The following is a 17,238-nucleotide window of genomic DNA, read 5'->3' on the forward strand; positions in this document are numbered from 1 at the left end:
ACTCAGCCCCTACGCAGCACGAACGGGCTGAAGTTGAGTTTGCTTTTGACCAACGTAGCGCCCCTCCCCGTTCGGTTCGAGCAGCTTCGAGCTTGTCGAGAAGCGTCTGTCGAGAACGGGGCGTTTGGGGCACCCCCTTCTCGACTACGGTTCTCGACAGGCTAGAACCTGCGCTCGAAGTAAACGGGGGGAAGAAAAGGAGGGGGGATCGGAAAGGCCCCTTACCCCGTCGGCCGCCCGTCCGAATCCATCAACACCTCGCGCCGCCCGACATGGTCGGGCCGCGATACCAGCCCTTCCTTCTCCATGCGTTCGATCAGCCGCGCCGCCGAGTTGTACCCGACGCGCAACTGGCGCTGGAGCCAGCTGGTCGATGCCTTCTGGCTCTCCGCCACAAGCTGACACGCCTGCCGGAAGGTCTGTTCCTCCGGCGAATCATCGCCGGTGGGCGCACCGTCGAGGCTGAAGCCGGCATCGCCCTCCGGCTCGTTGACCACCGCGTCGATATAGTCGGGTGCCCCCTGCGAACGCCAGAAATCGGACACCGCCTGCACCTCGTCGTCGCTGACGAACGGCCCGTGGACCCGCGCCAGCGCCTTGCCGCCGGGCATGTAGAGCATGTCGCCGCGTCCCAGCAGCTGTTCGGCCCCCTGTTCACCCAGAATGGTGCGCGAATCGATCTTCGACGTAACGTGGAAGCTGATCCGGGTCGGCAAATTCGCCTTGATGACGCCGGTGATGACGTCGACCGAGGGGCGCTGCGTCGCCATGATGAGGTGGATGCCCGCCGCACGCGCCTTTTGCGCGAGGCGCTGGATCAGGAATTCGACTTCCTTGCCTGCCGTCATCATCAGGTCGGCGAGCTCGTCGACGATCACCACGATCTGCGGCAGCGGCGACAGGTCGAGCGTCTCCTCCTCATAGATCGGCGTGCCGTTTTCGGCGTCGTATCCGGTCTGCACCTTGCGGCCGAGCTTCTGCCCCTTGGCGATCGCCGCGCGAACCTTTTCGTTGAAGCTGGCAAGGGAGCGGACGTTGATCGACGCCATCATGCGATAGCGGTCCTCCATCTGCTCGACCGCCCATTTCAGCGCGCGCACCGCCTTGGGCGGGTCGGTGACGACATCGGCCAGCAGGTGCGGGATGCCGCGATACATGCTGAGTTCGAGCATCTTCGGGTCGATCATGATCATGCGGCACTGGTCCGGGGTCAGCCGGTAGAGCAGCGACAGGATCATGCAGTTCAGGCCCACCGACTTGCCCGATCCGGTCGTCCCCGCGACGAGCAGATGCGGCATGGGGGCGAGGTCGGCGACGACCGGATCGCCGGCGATATTCTTGCCGAGCACGATCGGCAGCTGCGCATTCTGGTCGGCGAACGCCTGACTGGCGATCAGTTCGCGCAACGACACCGTCTCGCGCCGCTGGTTGGGCAGTTCGATGCCGATCACGGTCCGGCCCGGAATCGTCGCGACGCGGGCGGAGATCGCCGACATGTTGCGGGCGATATCGTCGGCCAGCTGGATCACGCGGCTGGCGCGGATGCCGGGTTCGGGTTCCAGTTCGTACATGGTGACGACCGGGCCGGGCGCGACCTTCACCACCTGCCCCTTCACGTTGAAGTCGTCGAGCACGCTTTCGAGCAGGCGCGAATTGCGCTCCAGCGCCGCCTTGTCGATCGACGGGCCGCTCGATTCGGGCGGGGGGCTGAGCAGGTCGATCGATGGCAGCGCGAAATTGTCGCGACCCTCGCTGCTCGCCGGGCGCGGGGCGCTGGCGAGTGCGGGCGAGGCGGTGCGCTCGGCGATGACCGGTGGCGCGCGAGTGTCGGGTTCGGCGATGCGGCGCGGCTGCGGGCGGGCGGGTGCTTCGTCCTCGTCCCGGTCGGCATCGGCGACGTACGCGCTGGGTGCGACGTCGAACGGCGCGTCGTCATCATAGGCGACCTCGCCCGTGTCGGCATCGACGCTCCGTGCACGGCGTTCGAACTTCGGCATGCGGAACGTGCCGTCGGGGATCTCGATCGTCAGCCCCTTGGCCCAGCGCCAGATGCCGAACAGCCCGGTCGCCAGCGCCACGACACGGATGATCCAGATTTCGATCTCCGGCTGCCCGATCAGGTGGATCAGCCCCTGCACCGCCGCCGCGACGCTCCAGCCGATCACCCCGCCATAGCCGGCGGGCAGCGACAATATCGCCTCGCCCGACACGAATGCCAGCGTCGCGCCCATCGCCAGCACCCCGATCAGGCAGTCACGCACCATGTGCGGCCACGGCCCGACGGCCACGTCACGCCACAGCCGGACACTGACGATCAGCCCCAGCGGCAACAGCATCGCCACCGGCACCCCGAACAGCGTCAGCAACAGGTCGGCCAGATGCGCGCCGGGCGATCCCAGCTTGTTGGCGATCGGACCGCCCGCCGCGGTGCTGACCGACGGATCGGCCGACGAATAGCTGGCCAGCGCGACCGCGATCAGCAACATCGCCGCGAACAGCAACGTCGCTCCGATCATCGCGCCGCTGCGCCTCACGCCCGCCTTCATCGCGTCGCGCCACAACATCGGCTGCGCGTTCGTCGCCATTCGTTTCACCTTACATTCAAGAATATCTTGATGTGCGCTGCACCTAGCTCCGTCGTCAAGGCGGCGTTGCGGTGAACCGCGCCACACCTTAAATCGCTGGCAACACAGGTTACGGATGGGACGGGTTTCATGGCACAGGCGGACGTCATCATCCTTGGCGGCGGGCTGGTCGGCAGCACGCTGGGCGTGTCGCTGGGCGTCCATGGCCTTAGCTCGATCATTCTCGATCCCGCCGACCCGGCGGTGACGCTGGCCCCCGGGTTCGACGGGCGCGCCTCGGCGATCGCCAGCGCCACGCACCGCATGTTCGAAGCGATCGGCATCGCCGACGGGCTGGGCGACGAAGGCTGCCCGATCGCGGCGATCCGCGCGACCGACGGGCTGGCGCCGGGCAAGCTCGATTTCATCCCCGACGCCGCCGACGATCCGGTCGGCGTGATGTACGAAAACAAGCGGCTGCGGCAGGCGATCTACGACGCGGCGGTCGCATCGCCGCTGGTCGATCTGCGGTACAAGGATCGTGCGATCGACATCCGGCGCGAGGCGCACGGCGTGACGGTGACGACCGCGAACGGCGACACGCTGACCGCGCCGCTGCTGATCGCCGCCGAGGGCCGCAATTCACCGACGCGCGAGGCGTCGGGCATCCGCGTCGCGCGCTGGAGCTACGACCATGCCGCGATCATCACTACGCTGGGCCATGCGGAGAGCCACGAAAACATCGCCTATGAAATCTTCTACCCGGCGGGTCCGTTCGCGATCCTGCCATTGAAGGACGACGCGCACGGCCATCGCTCGGCGATCGTATGGACGGTCGATGCGAAGGACCGTCCGGCGATGCTGAAGCTGTCCGACCGTGCCTTCCTTGCCGAAGCATCGAAGAAGATGGGCGGTTTCCTTGGGGAGTTGTCGAACCTGTCGGCGCGGTCGAGCTATCCGCTCGGCTTTCACCATGCGGCGCGGATCACCGCCGAACGGCTGGTGCTGGTCGGCGATGCCGCGCACGGCATCCACCCGATCGCCGGACAGGGGCTGAACCTCGGCCTGCGCGACGTCGCGGCGCTGACCGAGGTGCTGGTCGATGGCAAGCGGACCGGCCTCGATCTCGGCGATCCCTATCTGCTCGAACGCTATCAGCGGTGGCGCGGGCTCGACACCTTCGCGGTGGCGCTGGCGACCGACGGCCTGACCCGGCTGTTCGGCATTCCCGGCAAGACGGCGAGCGCGGTGCGGCGCTTCGGCCTGTCGGCGGTCGATTCGATCCCGCCGCTGAAAGCCGCGTTCATGGCCGAGGCCCGCGGCGAGACGGGCAAGCTGCCGAAATTGTTGCAGGGGGTTACGGCGTAAGGGGAGCGCTGTTCCCGAAGCCGCACGTCACCCTAGACTTGATCGCGACCGCTGCGAAAGTCGCAAGCTAAGCCAAAACCCGCCGTACCCCCGCGCAGGCGGGGGTCCAGAGCCAAGCAGAACACCGGTCTGCGCTTGAGACCCTGGGCCCCCGCCTGCGCGGGGGCACGGCCAGGCGGGATTGGCGTGGGCCTTTCGCGCAGGTCTCGATCCAGCCGTCAGTGACGAACGACAAGGAACGCTACCAACGCCCGCCGCCGGTCACCCCTGCCCGCCACTCCGCGATCCGTCTGAGCGTCGCCGGCGTCGTCCCCGCCGGCAGCGCGTCGGGATCGAACCAACCCGCCTCCGCCACCTCCAGCGCATCCGCACGGCGCAACGTGTCCGCCCCGTCGCGCACGACATAGACGATGACATGATCGTCCTTGCCCTCGCGCCGGCTGTGATAGACGCCGAGCACCCGTTCGACCGTCGCACCGTCGATCGCGACTTCCTCGGCCAGTTCGCGGTGGAGTGCGTCGCCCACGCCCTCGCCCTTCTTCACCCCGCCACCGGGCAGATACCAGCCATCGATATAGGTGTGCCGCACCAGCGCGATCCGCCCGCCCGTATCGAGCAGCACCGCCCGCACCCCGATCGTACGCGGCCGGGTGACGCGCCAGACCAGCCGCGCCGCCCGTCCCAGCAATCGATGGTACAGCGCCATGCTATCCCCGGATCGGCCCGTCCAGCTCGGCCACCGCCTCGGCATCGGCGACGGCCGGTTCGCTCGCCGGGCGGATCATCAGGAAACTGCCCGACCAGACGCCGGGAATGTCCCAGCGTCCGCTGATCTCGCAGCCATCCTCGCTCAGCACCCCCGAATAGACGACCATGTCGGCATAGCCGGCGCTGTCGTCATAGAATTTGCTGAAGGTGATCCGCGCGCCTTCGACATGCCCGTCGATCGCGGCGGCGATCAGCGCGCCGGGCGGCTGCGAATACAGATCGGGTTCGTGGATCGTGCCGACGATCGATCCGCCCAGATCGGCGATGTCGGCTTCGAACGCGGTCGGCGGGTTGGTGTGCGGATAGTTGAAGATCCCGCTCCACTTGCCCGTAAGATCGCGGCTCACAACGTCCGCGCCGCTTCGACCAGCAGGACCGGCACCCCGCCGCGGATCGGATAGGCGAGGCCGGCGGCGGTCGAGATCAGTTCCTGCGCCGCCGCATCATGGTCGAGCGGGGTCCGGGTGACCGGACAGACGAGGATCGACAACAGCCAGGGGTCGATCGTCGCCGCGTCGTGTGCGGTTCCTGCGGTCGCGGTTCGTGCGGTCATTGCAGCGTCGCCTCTTCGTCATCGCCATGCCTGCCGAAGAATTGCATGAGCTGTACGATCAGTTCCGCCCGATCGGACAGGGCGGCGACTTCGAGCAATGCCTGTTTGGCGGCGACGTCGAACGGCGCGATCTGCGCGATGCCGTTGACGAGGCTTTCGTCGTCCAGCCGCCCGACCGATTCCCAATCGACCGCATAGCCCAGCTGGTCGGCGAACCGCCGCGCCTCGATCTCCAGCGACGCACGCTCGGCCAGCGCCAGCGTGGTATCGCCGACGACGGGCAGGAGTTCCGCCTCGACCTGCCGGAACGGGGTGGTCACGTCGAGCTCGCGCAGCACGCGGAACCGCGACACCCCGCGCAGCACGATGTCGTAGCGGCCATCGGCCTGCGCCTCGACATCGACGATCTGCCCGACACAGCCGATATCGAACAGCGGCGGCTTGTCGGTATCGCTGCCGACCGGGCGCGGCTGGATCATGCCGATGCGGCGGTCCCGCGCCAGCGCGTCGGACACCATCGAGCGATAGCGCGGCTCGAAGATATGCAGCGGCAGGTGCATGTTCGGAAACAGCAGCGCCCCCGCCAGCGGGAAGACGGAGACGCGCGCGCTCATCCGAACAGAATCGCCGACAGCTTGCGACGCTGTTGCGACACCCATGGGTCTTCGAGACCGACCGCATCGAAAATCTTCAGCAGTTGCTGCCGCGCCGCATCGTCGTTCCACGCGCGGTCGGCGGCGACGATCTTCAGCAGCGATTCGGCGGCCCCGTCGCGGTCGCCCGCCGCCATCTGTCCGCCGGCCAGCCGGAAGCGCGCGTCGTGATCTTCGGGGTTCGCCTCGACCTCGGCCTTCAGCCCCGCCAGATCGTCGACCGGCTGCGCATCGCGGGCCAGCGCCAGCGCGGCGCGGACCTGTTCGATCGCGGGCAGCTTCGCCGCGTCCTCGGGCAGCATGTCGAGCGCGGCCTGTGCGGCCTCGTCATCGCCAAGCGCCATCAGCGCGCGGACGCGGCCGGCGGCGACCACCGCGTGATCGGGGGCGATATCGGCGATCTGGTCGAAGATCGACAGCGCGCGCGCCGCATCGCCCTCGGCCAGTGCGTCCTCGCCCATCGCGATCAACGGCTCGATATCGGGACCGCCCGGCCCGCCCGCCTCGATCGGCAACTGGCGCAGCAACTGGTCGAGCATCTGCTTCAACTGGCTCTCGGTCCGCGCCGAGGTCAGGTCGGCGACCAGCTGCCCCTGAAACATCGCATAGACGGTCGGGATCGACCGGATCTGGAATTGCGACGCGATGAACTGGTTCTTGTCGGTATCGATCTTGGCCAGCACCACGCCCTTGTCGGCATAGGCGGCGGTCACCTTTTCAAGGATCGGGGTCAGCGCCTTGCACGGCCCGCACCATTCCGCCCAGAAATCGATGACGACGAGGCTGGTCATCGACGGTTCGACGACATCGCGACGGAACGCCTCCACGGCTTCCTTTTCCGGCGCGGTCAATCCTAGCGTGGCCAAGCGGCGATTCCTTATCCTGAAAGCGTGCGCCCTATGTGGGCATGCCCGATGATTCAGAAAAGAGCGATTTAGGGGTTGCGCGATCTGAAACCCCCATCTAATAGCCCGCCTCACCCCAGCCGGTTACCCGGTTCGGAACGCCAGAGCGGGCGTAGCTCAGGGGTAGAGCACAACCTTGCCAAGGTTGGGGTCGAGGGTTCGAATCCCTTCGCCCGCTCCAGCGATTTCCAGCAAATGGAAGTCGCAGCGAAACCGTCGAAGCGACGGCCCCGCGCCAGACGCGGTTTCACCCAGCGCCGGTACGTTTGATCGACAGGTCCTTGCCCGGCGGATCGAATTTTCGATGTTGCGCTTGGCCGATCGTCGTTTTCGACATCGACACCTGCACGGTCGATCCCCCCGGACCTTGTCGAGACAGTTGCGAAAACCCTTCGTCCGTACCCCGGCGAAGGCCAGGGCCCAACTGGGGACGTCGGCAAACCACGGATAAGGGCCGATCGACATTCAGCGATACCCACGGAATTTCGTCATTCCCGCGCAGGTGGGAATCCATAAACGCCGACGGTTTGGCTCGATCCGCGACGCTGGCGCATATGGACTCCCGCCTGCGCGGGAGTGACGAAAGGGGATCGAACGCTATTCCTGCGCCCAGCGAACTGAATGTCGATCCCGCCTAGGGCCGATCGACTTCCGACGCGACATCCGGTCGCAGCTACGCCATCAACGAACCCATCGAACTCCAACCCAGCAACGCCAATTCCCCAACCCGCCGGCACCCCCACCGGTCCCGAACCCTTGCCAACCCGCTCACCCCCCGCCAAACTCGCGCGAACCATCAGCGGGGACCCGATATGCAGCCGAACTGGATCATCCTCGCCGCGCTTCTCGCCCCCGTCCCCGTCGCCGCGCAGGAAACGCCCGCCAATCTGCCCCCCGCTATTGTCGGCACCGCGCAGGGCGATGTGTCGGTCACCATCTACAACGGCGACGTCGCGCTGGTGCAGGACGTCCGGCAACTCGATCTGAACCGCGGCACGGTGCGACAGGATTTCCCCGACGTCAGCGCACAGATCCGCCCCGAAACCGTCTCGCTGGCCGTTCCCGACACCCGCATCGTCGAACAGAATTTCGACTTCGACCTGCTCTCCCCCTCCAGCCTGATGGAAAAGGCGGAGGGCGAGACGATCACCCTCTTGCGTACCAATCCCGCCACCGGCGCCGAAACGCGCGAGCGGGCCAGGGTGCTGGCGGTCAATGGCGGGGTCGTGCTCCAGATCGGCGACCGGATCGAGGTGCTGCGCGACGACGGCCTGCCGGTGCGCGCGATCTTCGACAAGGTGCCGCCGTCGCTGCGCGCGCGCCCGACCCTGTCGGTAACGCTCGACAGCAGCCGTGCCGGCACGCGTCCGGCGACCCTGTCCTATCTCAGCCGGGGATTAGGCTGGAAAGCCGATTATGTCGCGCTGCTCGACCGCAAGCGCGGCACGATCGACGTACAGGGCTGGGTCACGCTCACCAATACCACCGGCACGACCTTCGCCAACGCCCGCACGCTGCTGGTTGCGGGAGAGGTCGGGTCGAACGACGACGACGGCATGTACCGGTCGCAACGCCCGCGCGCGCGGATGCAGGCCGGGACCGAAAGCGCGAACCGCGAACAGCTCGGCGACTTCTATCTCTATCCGCTGCCCGAACGCACCACCATCGCCGACAAACAGACCAAGCAGGTCAGCTTTCTCGACGTGAAGGGCACGCCCGCGACCAGCGGCTATCGCTTCGTCAATGGCTGGCTGAACACCGCCGCAAATCCGCAGAGCGCGCAGACCATCGTCCGGTTCAGCAACGCCGCGCAGGGGGGTCTTGGCGACGCGCTGCCCGCCGGCACCATCCGCGTCTATCTGCGCGACGCGCGTGGCCAGCCGCAATTCACCGGCGAGGCGGCGATCGACCACACGCCGCAGGGATCGAAGATCGCGCTCGCCACCGGCGACGCCTTCGACGTGAAGGTCCGCCCGGTCGTCGAAAGCCGCACCCGGATCGGCAGCAGCCGCTGGCAGACGAAGATGCGCTACACGCTGACCAACGCCACCGCCGCACCGGTGACGGTCGAGCTGGTACAGGCCGGCCTCGACTGGAGCGACACCCGCATCGTCGAACAGAGCCGCCCCGGCGAAAGGATCGATGCCGGACAGACGATATGGCAGATGCCGGTCCCCGCCAACGGATCGGCGGTCGTCACCGCGACGTTCGACACGCGCTACTGATGCCGGCGTTCGGTGGCCGTCGACGCAGCGGGGAGGTTGCTCCGGGCGAGCGACCTGCGCGCGCCGCATCCGACGCGCCGGTCACGGTCGCGTTGTCGGCAACCCGGACCGGCCCGAGCGCGGTGCAACCGTGCTCGCCAGCTTTCCGTTATACGGGCGGCAGCCCGGAGCCCCGGATGCCAGCGATTATATTGCCTTGGTCCTGCCCCGCGCCTGCTCGAGACCCCTGCGAAAGCCACGAACGCAGCCAATTCCTAACCGTACCCCGGCGAAGACGAGACCTTTGCGAAAGTACCGGTTCCTGCCCCCTACCGTACCCCCGCGCAGGCGGGGGTCCAGGGTTCCAAACGCAAGCCGTTGTTCTGCCTGGCTCTGGACCCCCGCCTGAGCGGGCGTACGGCGCGTTTATGGCGAGACTTGCGACGTTCACGGATGTTTCGCCTTCGCCAGGGTACGAACTACGGGCTTTCGCCATGAGCACCCCTGTGCGGAGGGACGCCGACAACGCTCCGCAGGAACGGGCCGCCCAAAACGGTCCCGAACCCGTCCAAGGGAACGACCGCGAAAATCCCCGCCGGCCACACACCACCACATGGCGTCGACTCCCGATCGCAACCGCCACCCTCCCACTGCTCCTCGCCACCCCCGCCCTCGCGCAGCAGCTACCCACCACGACCTCCCCCGCCCCGACGACGGTCGCGGTCACCATCTATCGCGCGCCGTATCGCCCGGCGCGGGGCGCGATGAACCTGCGCAACCTCGACGGCTATGCGCTGGTGACCGAGACCCGCCGCGTCAAACTGCCAAAGGGCCGCGCGGTGCTCCGGTTCGAAGGGGTGGCGGGCGGCATCATCCCGGTCAGCGCGGTGATCGACGGCCTGCCCGGCGGCACGGTCGAGAAAAACCGCGACGCGCGGCTGCTCTCGCCCGCCGCGCTGGTCGACGGCACGCTCGGCAACCGGGTGACGCTGCGCCGTACCGACCGCGCGACCGGTACATCGCGCGAGGAACCGGCGACCATCGTCTCCGGCCCCGTCGGCGGCGTCGTGCTGCGCACCGCGAACGGCGTCGAGGCGCTGGGGTGCAGCGGCCTGCCCGAATCACTGCGCTACGCCCGCGTGCCCGCCGGCCTTGCCGCCAAACCGGTGCTGAGCGTCACCACCGACAGCCCGTCGAGCAGGACCGTCACCGTCCGCCTCTCCTACCTCGCCAGCGGTTTCGACTGGTCGGCCAGCTATGTCGGCACGCTGGCGGGCGACCGGCTGAACCTGTTCGCATGGACCACGCTTGCCAACAGCAATGCCGAGGGGTTCGCCGATGCCGAGGTACAGGTCGTCGCCGGACGGCTGAACCGCGAACGGATCGCCCCGATCGAGGCGGCGGCGACCCGGCTGCAACTGCGCTGCTATCCGCTGGGTACGACGACGTCGGACCTGCGCGAGCGGCGGTTCAAACCGGCAGCGCCGTTCGCAACGATCGAGGCATCCGGCGAGGATATCGTCGTCACCGGAATGCGCCTGCAGGCACCGGCACCGATGCCGGCCCCACCCGCACCGCCCGCCCCGCCGGCACCCGAAAATCTCGGCGACTTGAAACTCTATCGCCTGCCCGGCCGCACCACCGTCGCCGCGCAGGGCCAGAAACAGGTCGCGCTGCTGCGGCAGGACAGCGTTCGCTATGCCCGCCTCTATCGCCGCCGCATTCCCGTCGGCCAGCCGCTCGACGCGGCGGCGGTCGACATCGTCCTGCGGGTGAAGAACGAGAAGGCGGACGGGCTCGGCATCGCGCTTCCCGCCGGCACCACCGCGCTCTACGCGCCGCGCGGCGAAACCGCGCTGCTGGTCGGTACCGGCACGATGACCGACCGTGCGGAGGGGGAGACGCTGCTGATCGCCGCCGGCCGCAGCCGACAGGTGCTGGTGAGCCAGACCCGCCTCGACGATCGTTCCGCGCGGCTGAGCGTGACCAACGCGCGCAACGTCGCGGTCGATGTCGAACTGCCGCTCGGCTGGCCGAACTCCGGTGCCCGGGGCGATGGCCTGACGACGATCGACGGCATCCCGACGTGGCGCACGACGCTGCCCCCCGGCGCAACGGCAACGCTCGACTACCGCTTCTGAACCGCTTTCCTACAGCCGCCCGGTCGGACAGGGTGCGTCCGCTCTTTCACATCGTCCACGCGATCATCGTCCATATCGTCCGGCACGCTGCCGCACTCCCTTGCAGGCGAGACGCCTGCGAACGTGTCGATGGCCGATCATCTACCGTACCCCCGCGCAGGCGGGGGTCCAGGGCCCAGAACGCGAGCGGTAATTCTGCTTGGCTCTGGCCCCCCGCCTGCGCGGGTGCGAGGTAAATCACACGCTGGCCTCCGCAGAGACGTCGAAAAACGCGAAGGCAACTTCCGGAACACCCGCACCATCAACCCATTTAAAACAAACCCCCGACCTGCCGCCACACCCACAAATCGTGTAACCTTCGTCAACTTCCCGCCATCGCCGCCATCGTCACATAATCGAGCTTGCCGGTCCCCAGCACCGGCAGCGCCGCCACCACCCGCACATCGCGCGGCAGCGCCAGTTCGGCGACGCCGTTCGCCCGCCCCCATGCTGACAATGCGCCCGCCGTCGCGCCCGCCTGTGTCGTGAACAGCACCAGCTGCTCGCCCTTCCGGGCATCGGGGCGCGTCACCACCGCATGGTCGCCCTGTGGCCAGACCTTGGCAGCATAGCCCTCGACCGCCGGCAGCGAGACCATTTCGCCGCCGATCTTGGCAAAGCGTTTCGCCCGTCCCCGGATCGTCACGAACCCGGCATCGTCGATGGTGACGATGTCGCCGGTATCGTGCCAGCCATCCTCGGGCGGCTGCACCACGCCGGGCGCCTCGACCTTCAGATATCCGGCCATGACGTTCGGCCCCCGGATCGCCAGCCTTGCGCCCTCCTCGATCCCCGGCACCGGTTCCAGCCGCGCCTCGATCCCCGGCAGCAGCAGCCCGACGCTGCCGGCGCGAAAGTGCATCGGCGTGTTGACCGCGATCACTGGTGCCGCCTCGGTCGCGCCATAGCCTTCCATGATGCGCAGCCCGAACTTCTCGGCATAGGTCGCCCGCGTCTCCGGCCGCACCCGCTCGGCTCCGGCAAAAATGTAGCGCAGCGCATAGAAATCATAGCCATGCGCCATCCGCGCATAGCCCGACAGGAAGGTATCGGTCCCGAACAGGATCGTCGCATTGGCGTCGTACGCCAGCGCCGGTACGATCCGGTAATGCAGCGGGCTGGGATACAGCACCGTCTTCACCCCCGACAGGATCGGCAACAGCGTACCGCCGGTCAGCCCGAAGCTGTGGAACACCGGCAGCGCGTTCAGCACCGTATCCGCCCGGTTGAAATCGATCCGCGAGGAGAGTTGCAGACAGTTGCTCAACAGGTTGCGGTGGGTCAGCACCACCCCCTTCGGCACGCCCTCCGATCCGCTGGTGAACAGGATCACCGCCGGCGCATCCGCCGACACCCGCAACCGCCGGTGCAGCCGCCCCGCCATCCGCGACCGCACCAGCGCGACGAATTTCGCCCCCGCGCCGATCCCCTCGCGAAGTTCCTCCAGATAGCGGATGGCGATCCCGTCGCCCGCCAGCCCCGCGACGACCTCGTCCAGCTTCGCCTGCTCGACGAACGCCCGCGCGGTCACGATCGTCCGCACCTGCGCCGCCGTACAGGCCACCCGCAGATTGGCGAGACCGGCGGTATAGTTCAGCATCGCCGGCACCCGCCCCGTCGCCTGCAACGCGAAGAAGGTCGCGACCACGCCATTGACGTTGGGCAGCAGCACGCCGACCGCCTCGCCCTGCGCCGTACCCGCCGCCAGCGGCCGCGCCAGCGCCTGCGTTCCGGTGACGAGGCGGTCGTAGGTCAGCGGAACGCGCTGCACGTCCTCGACCACGGCCATCCCCGCACCATGCAGGTGCCGCGCATCGATCAACGCGTCATACAGCGTCCGGTCGGTGTCGGACGTGGCGAAGATCATCTCGCTCATCACGTCGTACAGCTGCCGCCCGGCGATCGCCCGCCGCTCGCGCGCGCTCAATCCCTGCGGCAGGTCGAAGCGGCGCGGTGGCAGCACGGTCAGCTCGATCCTCGGGAACCAGTGCAGCCGCGCCTTGCCCTTCAACCGGCTGAAGCGGGTATATTGCGCCCCGTCGATCCGCACCGGCACGATCGGCGCATCGGCGCGGTCGGCGACCATGCCGGGGCCGTCGAACACCTTCATCAGCGCGCCGGTCACGGTGATCCGGCCTTCGGGAAAGATCACCAGCGTCCGCCCCTCGCGCACCGCCTTCACCATCGCCTTGGCCGACATCGGGTTCGTGGGATCGACCGGAAAGGCATCGAACAGTTTCAGCAGCGGCTGCATCCACCATGCCCGCGCAAAGCGGCTGTGGATCGCAAAGGTCGGCTTGCCCGGCAGGAACGCGGCCAGCAGCAACCCGTCGAGGAACGACAAATGGTTGACCACGACCACCGCGCGTTCGCCGGGCAGCGGCATGTTCTCCGCGCCGTGCACCTTCACCCGGTATGCCAGCCGCAGCGCGCCGCGCACCACGTACTTGAACACCGTTTCGGGCAGCAGCCAGCACGAGATCAGCGCGATCGACAGCGTCGCGAACCCCAGCGCGCCGAAAATGCCGGGCACGCTGCTCCCGCCCGCCAGCATCGCCGTCACCACCGCGACCATCACGACCGTGACGATGGCGTTGATGATGTTGTTCGCGGCGATGATCTGCGACCGCTTTTCCGCCGGGCTCCACGTCTGCAGAATGGCGTAGAGCGGCACGACGAACACCCCGCCGCTGAGCGCGATGCCCGCCAGATCGATCAGCAGATGCCAGCTGCCCGGTGTCGCCACGAACGCGGGGATATCCGCACCCGGCGTTTCGACCACGAACCGGCCCGCCGTTCCCCATGCATCGATCAGGAACACCGCCAGCCCGATCGCCGCGATCGGCACGTATCGCGCCGACACCTCGCCCTTCAGCAGCCGATTGACCAGCAGCGATCCGATCGCGACGAACAGGCTGAACACCGCGAGGAACAGCGTGACGACCGCCGGCGCGGCGTCGAGCGTTCCCGCGACCAGCGGCGCGAATTCCGACAGCACCACCGCCCCGACCGAAAAGAACCAGCTGATCCCGAGGATCGCCAGCCACACGCCGCGCCCGCCATGCGCCGCGCGCAGGATCGCGGCGGTGCTGCGAAACGGGTTCAGGTCGATCCGCATATCGGGCGCGGCCGACGGGGCGGACGGTACCGCCAGTGCTGCCAGAAACCCCAGCAGCGCGACGCCGAACGCGACCAGCCCGGCCTCCCATGGCGGAATGATCCCGCCCAGCAACTGCCCGGTCAGGATCGCGACGAACGTCCCCGCCTCGACCAGTCCCGTCCCGCCCATCAATTCATGGGCGCGCAGATGCTGTGGCAGGATCGAATATTTGACCGGGCCGAAGACCGTCGAATGCACCCCCATCAGGAACAGGCAGGTCAGCAGCACCGGCACCGATTCGAACCAGAACCCGATCACCGCCAGCGCCATGATCGCGATCTCGGCCGCCTTCACCGCGCGGATCAGCCACGCCTTGTTCCACGCATCCGCCATCTGCCCGGCAAGGCCGGAAAACAGGAAATAGGGCAGGATGAACAGCCCGGTCGACACCGTCGCCAGCGTCGCCGCCTGTGCCGGATCGGCCCGGTACAGCGTGAAATTGGCAAGAAACAGCAACGCGAATTTCAACAGATTGTCGTTCATCGCCCCCAGAAACTGGACGACGAACAACGGGGCGTAGCGGCGCTTGGTCAGCAGCGAGAAATCGGGCGCGGACATCCATTCCCCCATCGGGATTGCCCGACCCGGGAACAGGCACCGGCCCGCCCCCGAATCACGGCGACGCGGTCAGCCTAGCAGAAAAATAACAGTGTTCAATAAATCAGTTCGACCGCGTCGGGTCGGTCATCGGATCGGCCAGTTCGCGCGGACCCGGCAGGCGGGCGACCGGCAGCGAGGCGGTCTGACGCTCGATCATCCGGTGGACGCGCGGCGGCCCGTCGCCCCTGTGCAGCGCCAGCAACGCGACGCTGTTTGCATGATCGGCCTCGGTCCGGCGCTGGTTGTGACGAATATATTCCAGCCACGTCGACACATGATAGCGCTCGATCCACAATTCGGGATCGTTCAGGTCGCGCAGCAACGCCCAGTGATGCGCGCCATCGCGGCGGCGGATGCGGCGGCGTTCGTTCATGACGTTCAGGAAACCGACGACATCCTTCGGCGCGATCCGGTAATCGATCGTCACCACCACCGGCCCCGATCGCGCCTCGACCGGTACTTCGGTATCGGGCGTCTCCCACCCGCGCGGCGCAAGGCTTGCGGTTTCGATATCGCGCAGCGGCAGTTTGAACCCGGCAACGACGCTCAGCATCTGCACCCCCGCCGCCGCCAGCAACGCGATATGGACCCCCGATCCTTCGGCGACCGACCCGAACAGCCAGCTGCCGATCGTCATGCCGCCGAACGCCGCCATCTGGTACAGCGCCAGCGCGCGCGCCACGACCCAGCGCGGTGCCGCCATCTGCACCGATACGTTGAAGGTGCTGAGCGCCGATACCCAGCCCGCGCCGGCCAGCACCAGCGCCGCCATCGTCAGCGGCAAGACCGGGCTGACCGCCGCGATCGCCGCGCCGCTCGCCAGTGCGGTCGCCGCCACGCGGACCAGCCGCTCGGGCGCCCAGCGCTTGCGCAGCCGCACGCTGCCCAGCGCGCCGATCACAGCGCCCCCGCCGAATGCGCCCAGCAGCGCGCCATAGGTCAGCGGCCCGCCGGTGACGAGGTCGCGCGCCACCAGCGGCATCATCGCCGGCACCGCGCTTGCCGCGACACCGAACAGCGCGGCGCGGATCAGCACCGTCCGCAAGCTGGGCGACATGCGGACATATCGGACCCCCGCCGCCATCGCGAGGCCCAGCGTCTCGCGCGGCAGCGTGCGCGGAGCATAATCGGGATTCCACCGCGCCAGCACCGCGATCAGCCCGATATAGCTCAGCGCATTGGTCAGGAACGCCGCCGCCGCACCCGCGACCGCGACGATCGCCCCGCCCAGCGCCGGGCCGACGCTGCGCGCGATGTTGAAGCCCATCGAATTGAGCGCGACCGCACTCGGCAGGACGCTGCGCGGCACCATGTCGCCGACCGATGCCTGCCATGCCGGCCCGTTGATCGCGGTCCCGCAACCGATCAGAAAGGTGAACGACAACAGCAGCCATGGCGACAGCAACCCCATCCACGCGCACACCGCCAGCGCGACCGATACGGTCAGCATGAACCCCTGCGCCGCCAGCATCACCCGCCGCCGGTCGAGATTGTCGGCGACCGCCCCGGCCCATAGCGACAACAACATGATCGGCAGCGTCGTCGACGCCTGCACCAGCGCGATCATCTGCGGCGACGCGGCCAGCGACGTCATCATCCACGACGCGCCGACCGACTGGATCAGCCCGCCGAAATTGGACGCCATCGACGCGATCCAGATGGCGCGAAAGATCGGGATCGACAGCGGCGAGCTATGGGTCGCCGTCGCGGTCGTTACGGGGGAGGATGCCATGGCCGATGAATGCGTCGCGCGCCGCTTTGTGCCAAGCGACTTGTGTCGGACCCGCGCGGCGGCGATGGGAACGCGATGCGCGATCCCTTCACCCTCGACGCAACCAGCGCGACGCTGACGATCCGCGCCACGCCAAAAGCGTCGAAGACCGCGGTGACTGGCGTCGTGGCGCTGGAGGGCGAAGCGACCGCACTCGGCCTGCGTGTCGCCGCCCCGCCGGTCGACGGCACGGCGAATGACGAGGTCGTGCGGTTCGTCGCTAAGCAACTGCGGGTCGGGCGTAGCGCGGTGACGCTGGTCGCGGGGCAAACGGGGCGGGTGAAAAGGCTGCGGATTGCGGGGGATGCGGCGATGCTGGAAGCGGCGTTGCGGACACTCATCCCTTAATCGTCATTCCCGCGCAGGCGGGAATCCATACACGCCGACGTCGCGACTCCATCGCAATTGTCAGCGGCAATGGGTTCCCGCCTGCGCGGGAACGATGAAATTGCCTGCTCGTCGTCCCTGTCCACCCCGTCATCCCGGCGAAGGCCGGGATCCATTGTGTCGGG

12 protein-coding genes and 1 tRNA gene are annotated in these 17,238 nt (G+C 67.8%); 5 read left to right on the forward strand and 8 right to left on the reverse strand.

Translation table 11 applies throughout. The features are described 5' to 3' along the window. Positions 1-221 precede the first annotated feature (221 nt). Positions 222-2,585, reverse strand: coding sequence for an FtsK/SpoIIIE family DNA translocase (locus ASE70_RS17080; protein WP_056507441.1), 2,364 nt, complete (start codon positions 2,583-2,585; stop codon positions 222-224). A gap of 129 nt (positions 2,586-2,714) precedes the next feature. On the opposite strand from ASE70_RS17080, the gene ASE70_RS17085 reads away from it, so the two are divergent. Beyond that, positions 2,715-3,932, forward strand: coding sequence for a UbiH/UbiF/VisC/COQ6 family ubiquinone biosynthesis hydroxylase (locus ASE70_RS17085; protein WP_056507445.1), 1,218 nt, complete (start codon positions 2,715-2,717; stop codon positions 3,930-3,932). 241 nt (positions 3,933-4,173) lie between these two features. On the opposite strand, the gene ASE70_RS17090 is transcribed toward ASE70_RS17085, so the two are convergent. From ASE70_RS17090 to ASE70_RS17110, 5 genes are read right to left on the reverse strand one after another with little or no spacing between them, the layout of a single operon-like run. Further along, positions 4,174-4,638 carry an NUDIX domain-containing protein gene (locus tag ASE70_RS17090; RefSeq protein WP_056402733.1) on the reverse strand — a complete coding sequence of 155 codons (465 nt, stop codon included), beginning with the start codon at positions 4,636-4,638 and terminating at the stop codon, positions 4,174-4,176. Between the two features lies 1 nt (position 4,639). After that, complete coding sequence (locus ASE70_RS17095; protein ID WP_056507448.1) at positions 4,640-5,047, reverse strand: hypothetical protein; 408 nt, start codon at positions 5,045-5,047, stop codon at positions 4,640-4,642. Next, entirely contained in the window at positions 5,044-5,253 is a 210-nt protein-coding gene (locus ASE70_RS17100) for a Trm112 family protein (RefSeq protein ID WP_056402742.1), read from the reverse strand. Before ASE70_RS17100 ends, ASE70_RS17095 begins: the two co-directional genes overlap by 4 nt. Beyond that, a complete protein-coding gene (locus ASE70_RS17105; RefSeq protein WP_056402745.1) occupies positions 5,250-5,867 on the reverse strand; it encodes an LON peptidase substrate-binding domain-containing protein in 618 nt (205 codons plus the stop codon). The genes ASE70_RS17100 and ASE70_RS17105 overlap by 4 nt, the downstream gene beginning before the upstream one ends. After that, positions 5,864-6,772, reverse strand: coding sequence for a tetratricopeptide repeat protein (locus ASE70_RS17110; protein WP_443024908.1), 909 nt, complete (start codon positions 6,770-6,772; stop codon positions 5,864-5,866). Before ASE70_RS17110 ends, ASE70_RS17105 begins: the two co-directional genes overlap by 4 nt. 145 nt (positions 6,773-6,917) lie before the next feature. Here ASE70_RS17110 and ASE70_RS17115 point away from each other — a divergent pair. From ASE70_RS17115 to ASE70_RS17125, 3 genes are all read left to right on the forward strand, one after another. Then, positions 6,918-6,992 (forward strand) — tRNA-Gly (locus tag ASE70_RS17115). 631 nt (positions 6,993-7,623) lie between these two features. After that, positions 7,624-9,036, forward strand: a complete 1,413-nt coding sequence (locus tag ASE70_RS17120) for a DUF4139 domain-containing protein (protein ID WP_056507452.1) — start codon at positions 7,624-7,626, stop codon at positions 9,034-9,036. 743 nt (positions 9,037-9,779) lie between these two features. Beyond that, positions 9,780-11,156: a DUF4139 domain-containing protein gene (locus ASE70_RS17125; protein ID WP_235520024.1), complete on the forward strand. Its 1,377-nt coding sequence runs from the start codon at positions 9,780-9,782 to the stop codon at positions 11,154-11,156. 361 nt (positions 11,157-11,517) lie between these two features. On the opposite strand, the gene ASE70_RS17130 is transcribed toward ASE70_RS17125, so the two are convergent. Both ASE70_RS17130 and ASE70_RS17135 read right to left on the reverse strand, forming a co-directional pair. Next, entirely contained in the window at positions 11,518-14,913 is a 3,396-nt protein-coding gene (locus ASE70_RS17130) for an acyl-[ACP]--phospholipid O-acyltransferase (RefSeq protein ID WP_235520025.1), read from the reverse strand. Between the two features lie 103 nt (positions 14,914-15,016). After that, positions 15,017-16,687 (reverse strand): MFS transporter, encoded by a 1,671-nt coding sequence (locus tag ASE70_RS17135; RefSeq protein ID WP_056402758.1) that lies wholly within the window; start codon positions 16,685-16,687, stop codon positions 15,017-15,019. Positions 16,688-16,762: 75 nt separating this feature from the next. Between ASE70_RS17135 and ASE70_RS17140 the strand changes: the two genes are divergently transcribed. Further along, positions 16,763-17,074: a DUF167 domain-containing protein gene (locus ASE70_RS17140; protein WP_056402968.1), complete on the forward strand. Its 312-nt coding sequence runs from the start codon at positions 16,763-16,765 to the stop codon at positions 17,072-17,074. The last annotated feature ends 164 nt before the right edge of the window (positions 17,075-17,238 follow it).

This window comes from Sphingomonas sp. Leaf22, from assembly GCF_001421715.1.
GTDB lineage: Bacteria > Pseudomonadota > Alphaproteobacteria > Sphingomonadales > Sphingomonadaceae > Sphingomonas.

Excerpts from the sequence above, each read along its gene's own strand:
- ASE70_RS17080 (WP_056507441.1), bottom strand. The coding sequence starts at position 2,585 with ATGGCGACGAACGCGCAGCCGATGTTGTGGCGCGACGCGATGAAGGCG.
- ASE70_RS17085 (WP_056507445.1), top strand. The coding sequence starts at position 2,715 with ATGGCACAGGCGGACGTCATCATCCTTGGCGGCGGGCTGGTCGGCAGC.
- ASE70_RS17090 (WP_056402733.1), bottom strand. The coding sequence starts at position 4,638 with ATGGCGCTGTACCATCGATTGCTGGGACGGGCGGCGCGGCTGGTCTGG.
- ASE70_RS17100 (WP_056402742.1), bottom strand. The coding sequence starts at position 5,253 with ATGACCGCACGAACCGCGACCGCAGGAACCGCACACGACGCGGCGACG.
- ASE70_RS17105 (WP_056402745.1), bottom strand. The coding sequence starts at position 5,867 with ATGAGCGCGCGCGTCTCCGTCTTCCCGCTGGCGGGGGCGCTGCTGTTT.
- ASE70_RS17120 (WP_056507452.1), top strand. The coding sequence starts at position 7,624 with ATGCAGCCGAACTGGATCATCCTCGCCGCGCTTCTCGCCCCCGTCCCC.
- ASE70_RS17125 (WP_235520024.1), top strand. The coding sequence starts at position 9,780 with ATGAACCTGCGCAACCTCGACGGCTATGCGCTGGTGACCGAGACCCGC.
- ASE70_RS17130 (WP_235520025.1), bottom strand. The coding sequence starts at position 14,913 with ATGTCCGCGCCCGATTTCTCGCTGCTGACCAAGCGCCGCTACGCCCCG.
- ASE70_RS17135 (WP_056402758.1), bottom strand. The coding sequence starts at position 16,687 with ATGGCATCCTCCCCCGTAACGACCGCGACGGCGACCCATAGCTCGCCG.
- ASE70_RS17140 (WP_056402968.1), top strand. The coding sequence starts at position 16,763 with ATGCGCGATCCCTTCACCCTCGACGCAACCAGCGCGACGCTGACGATC.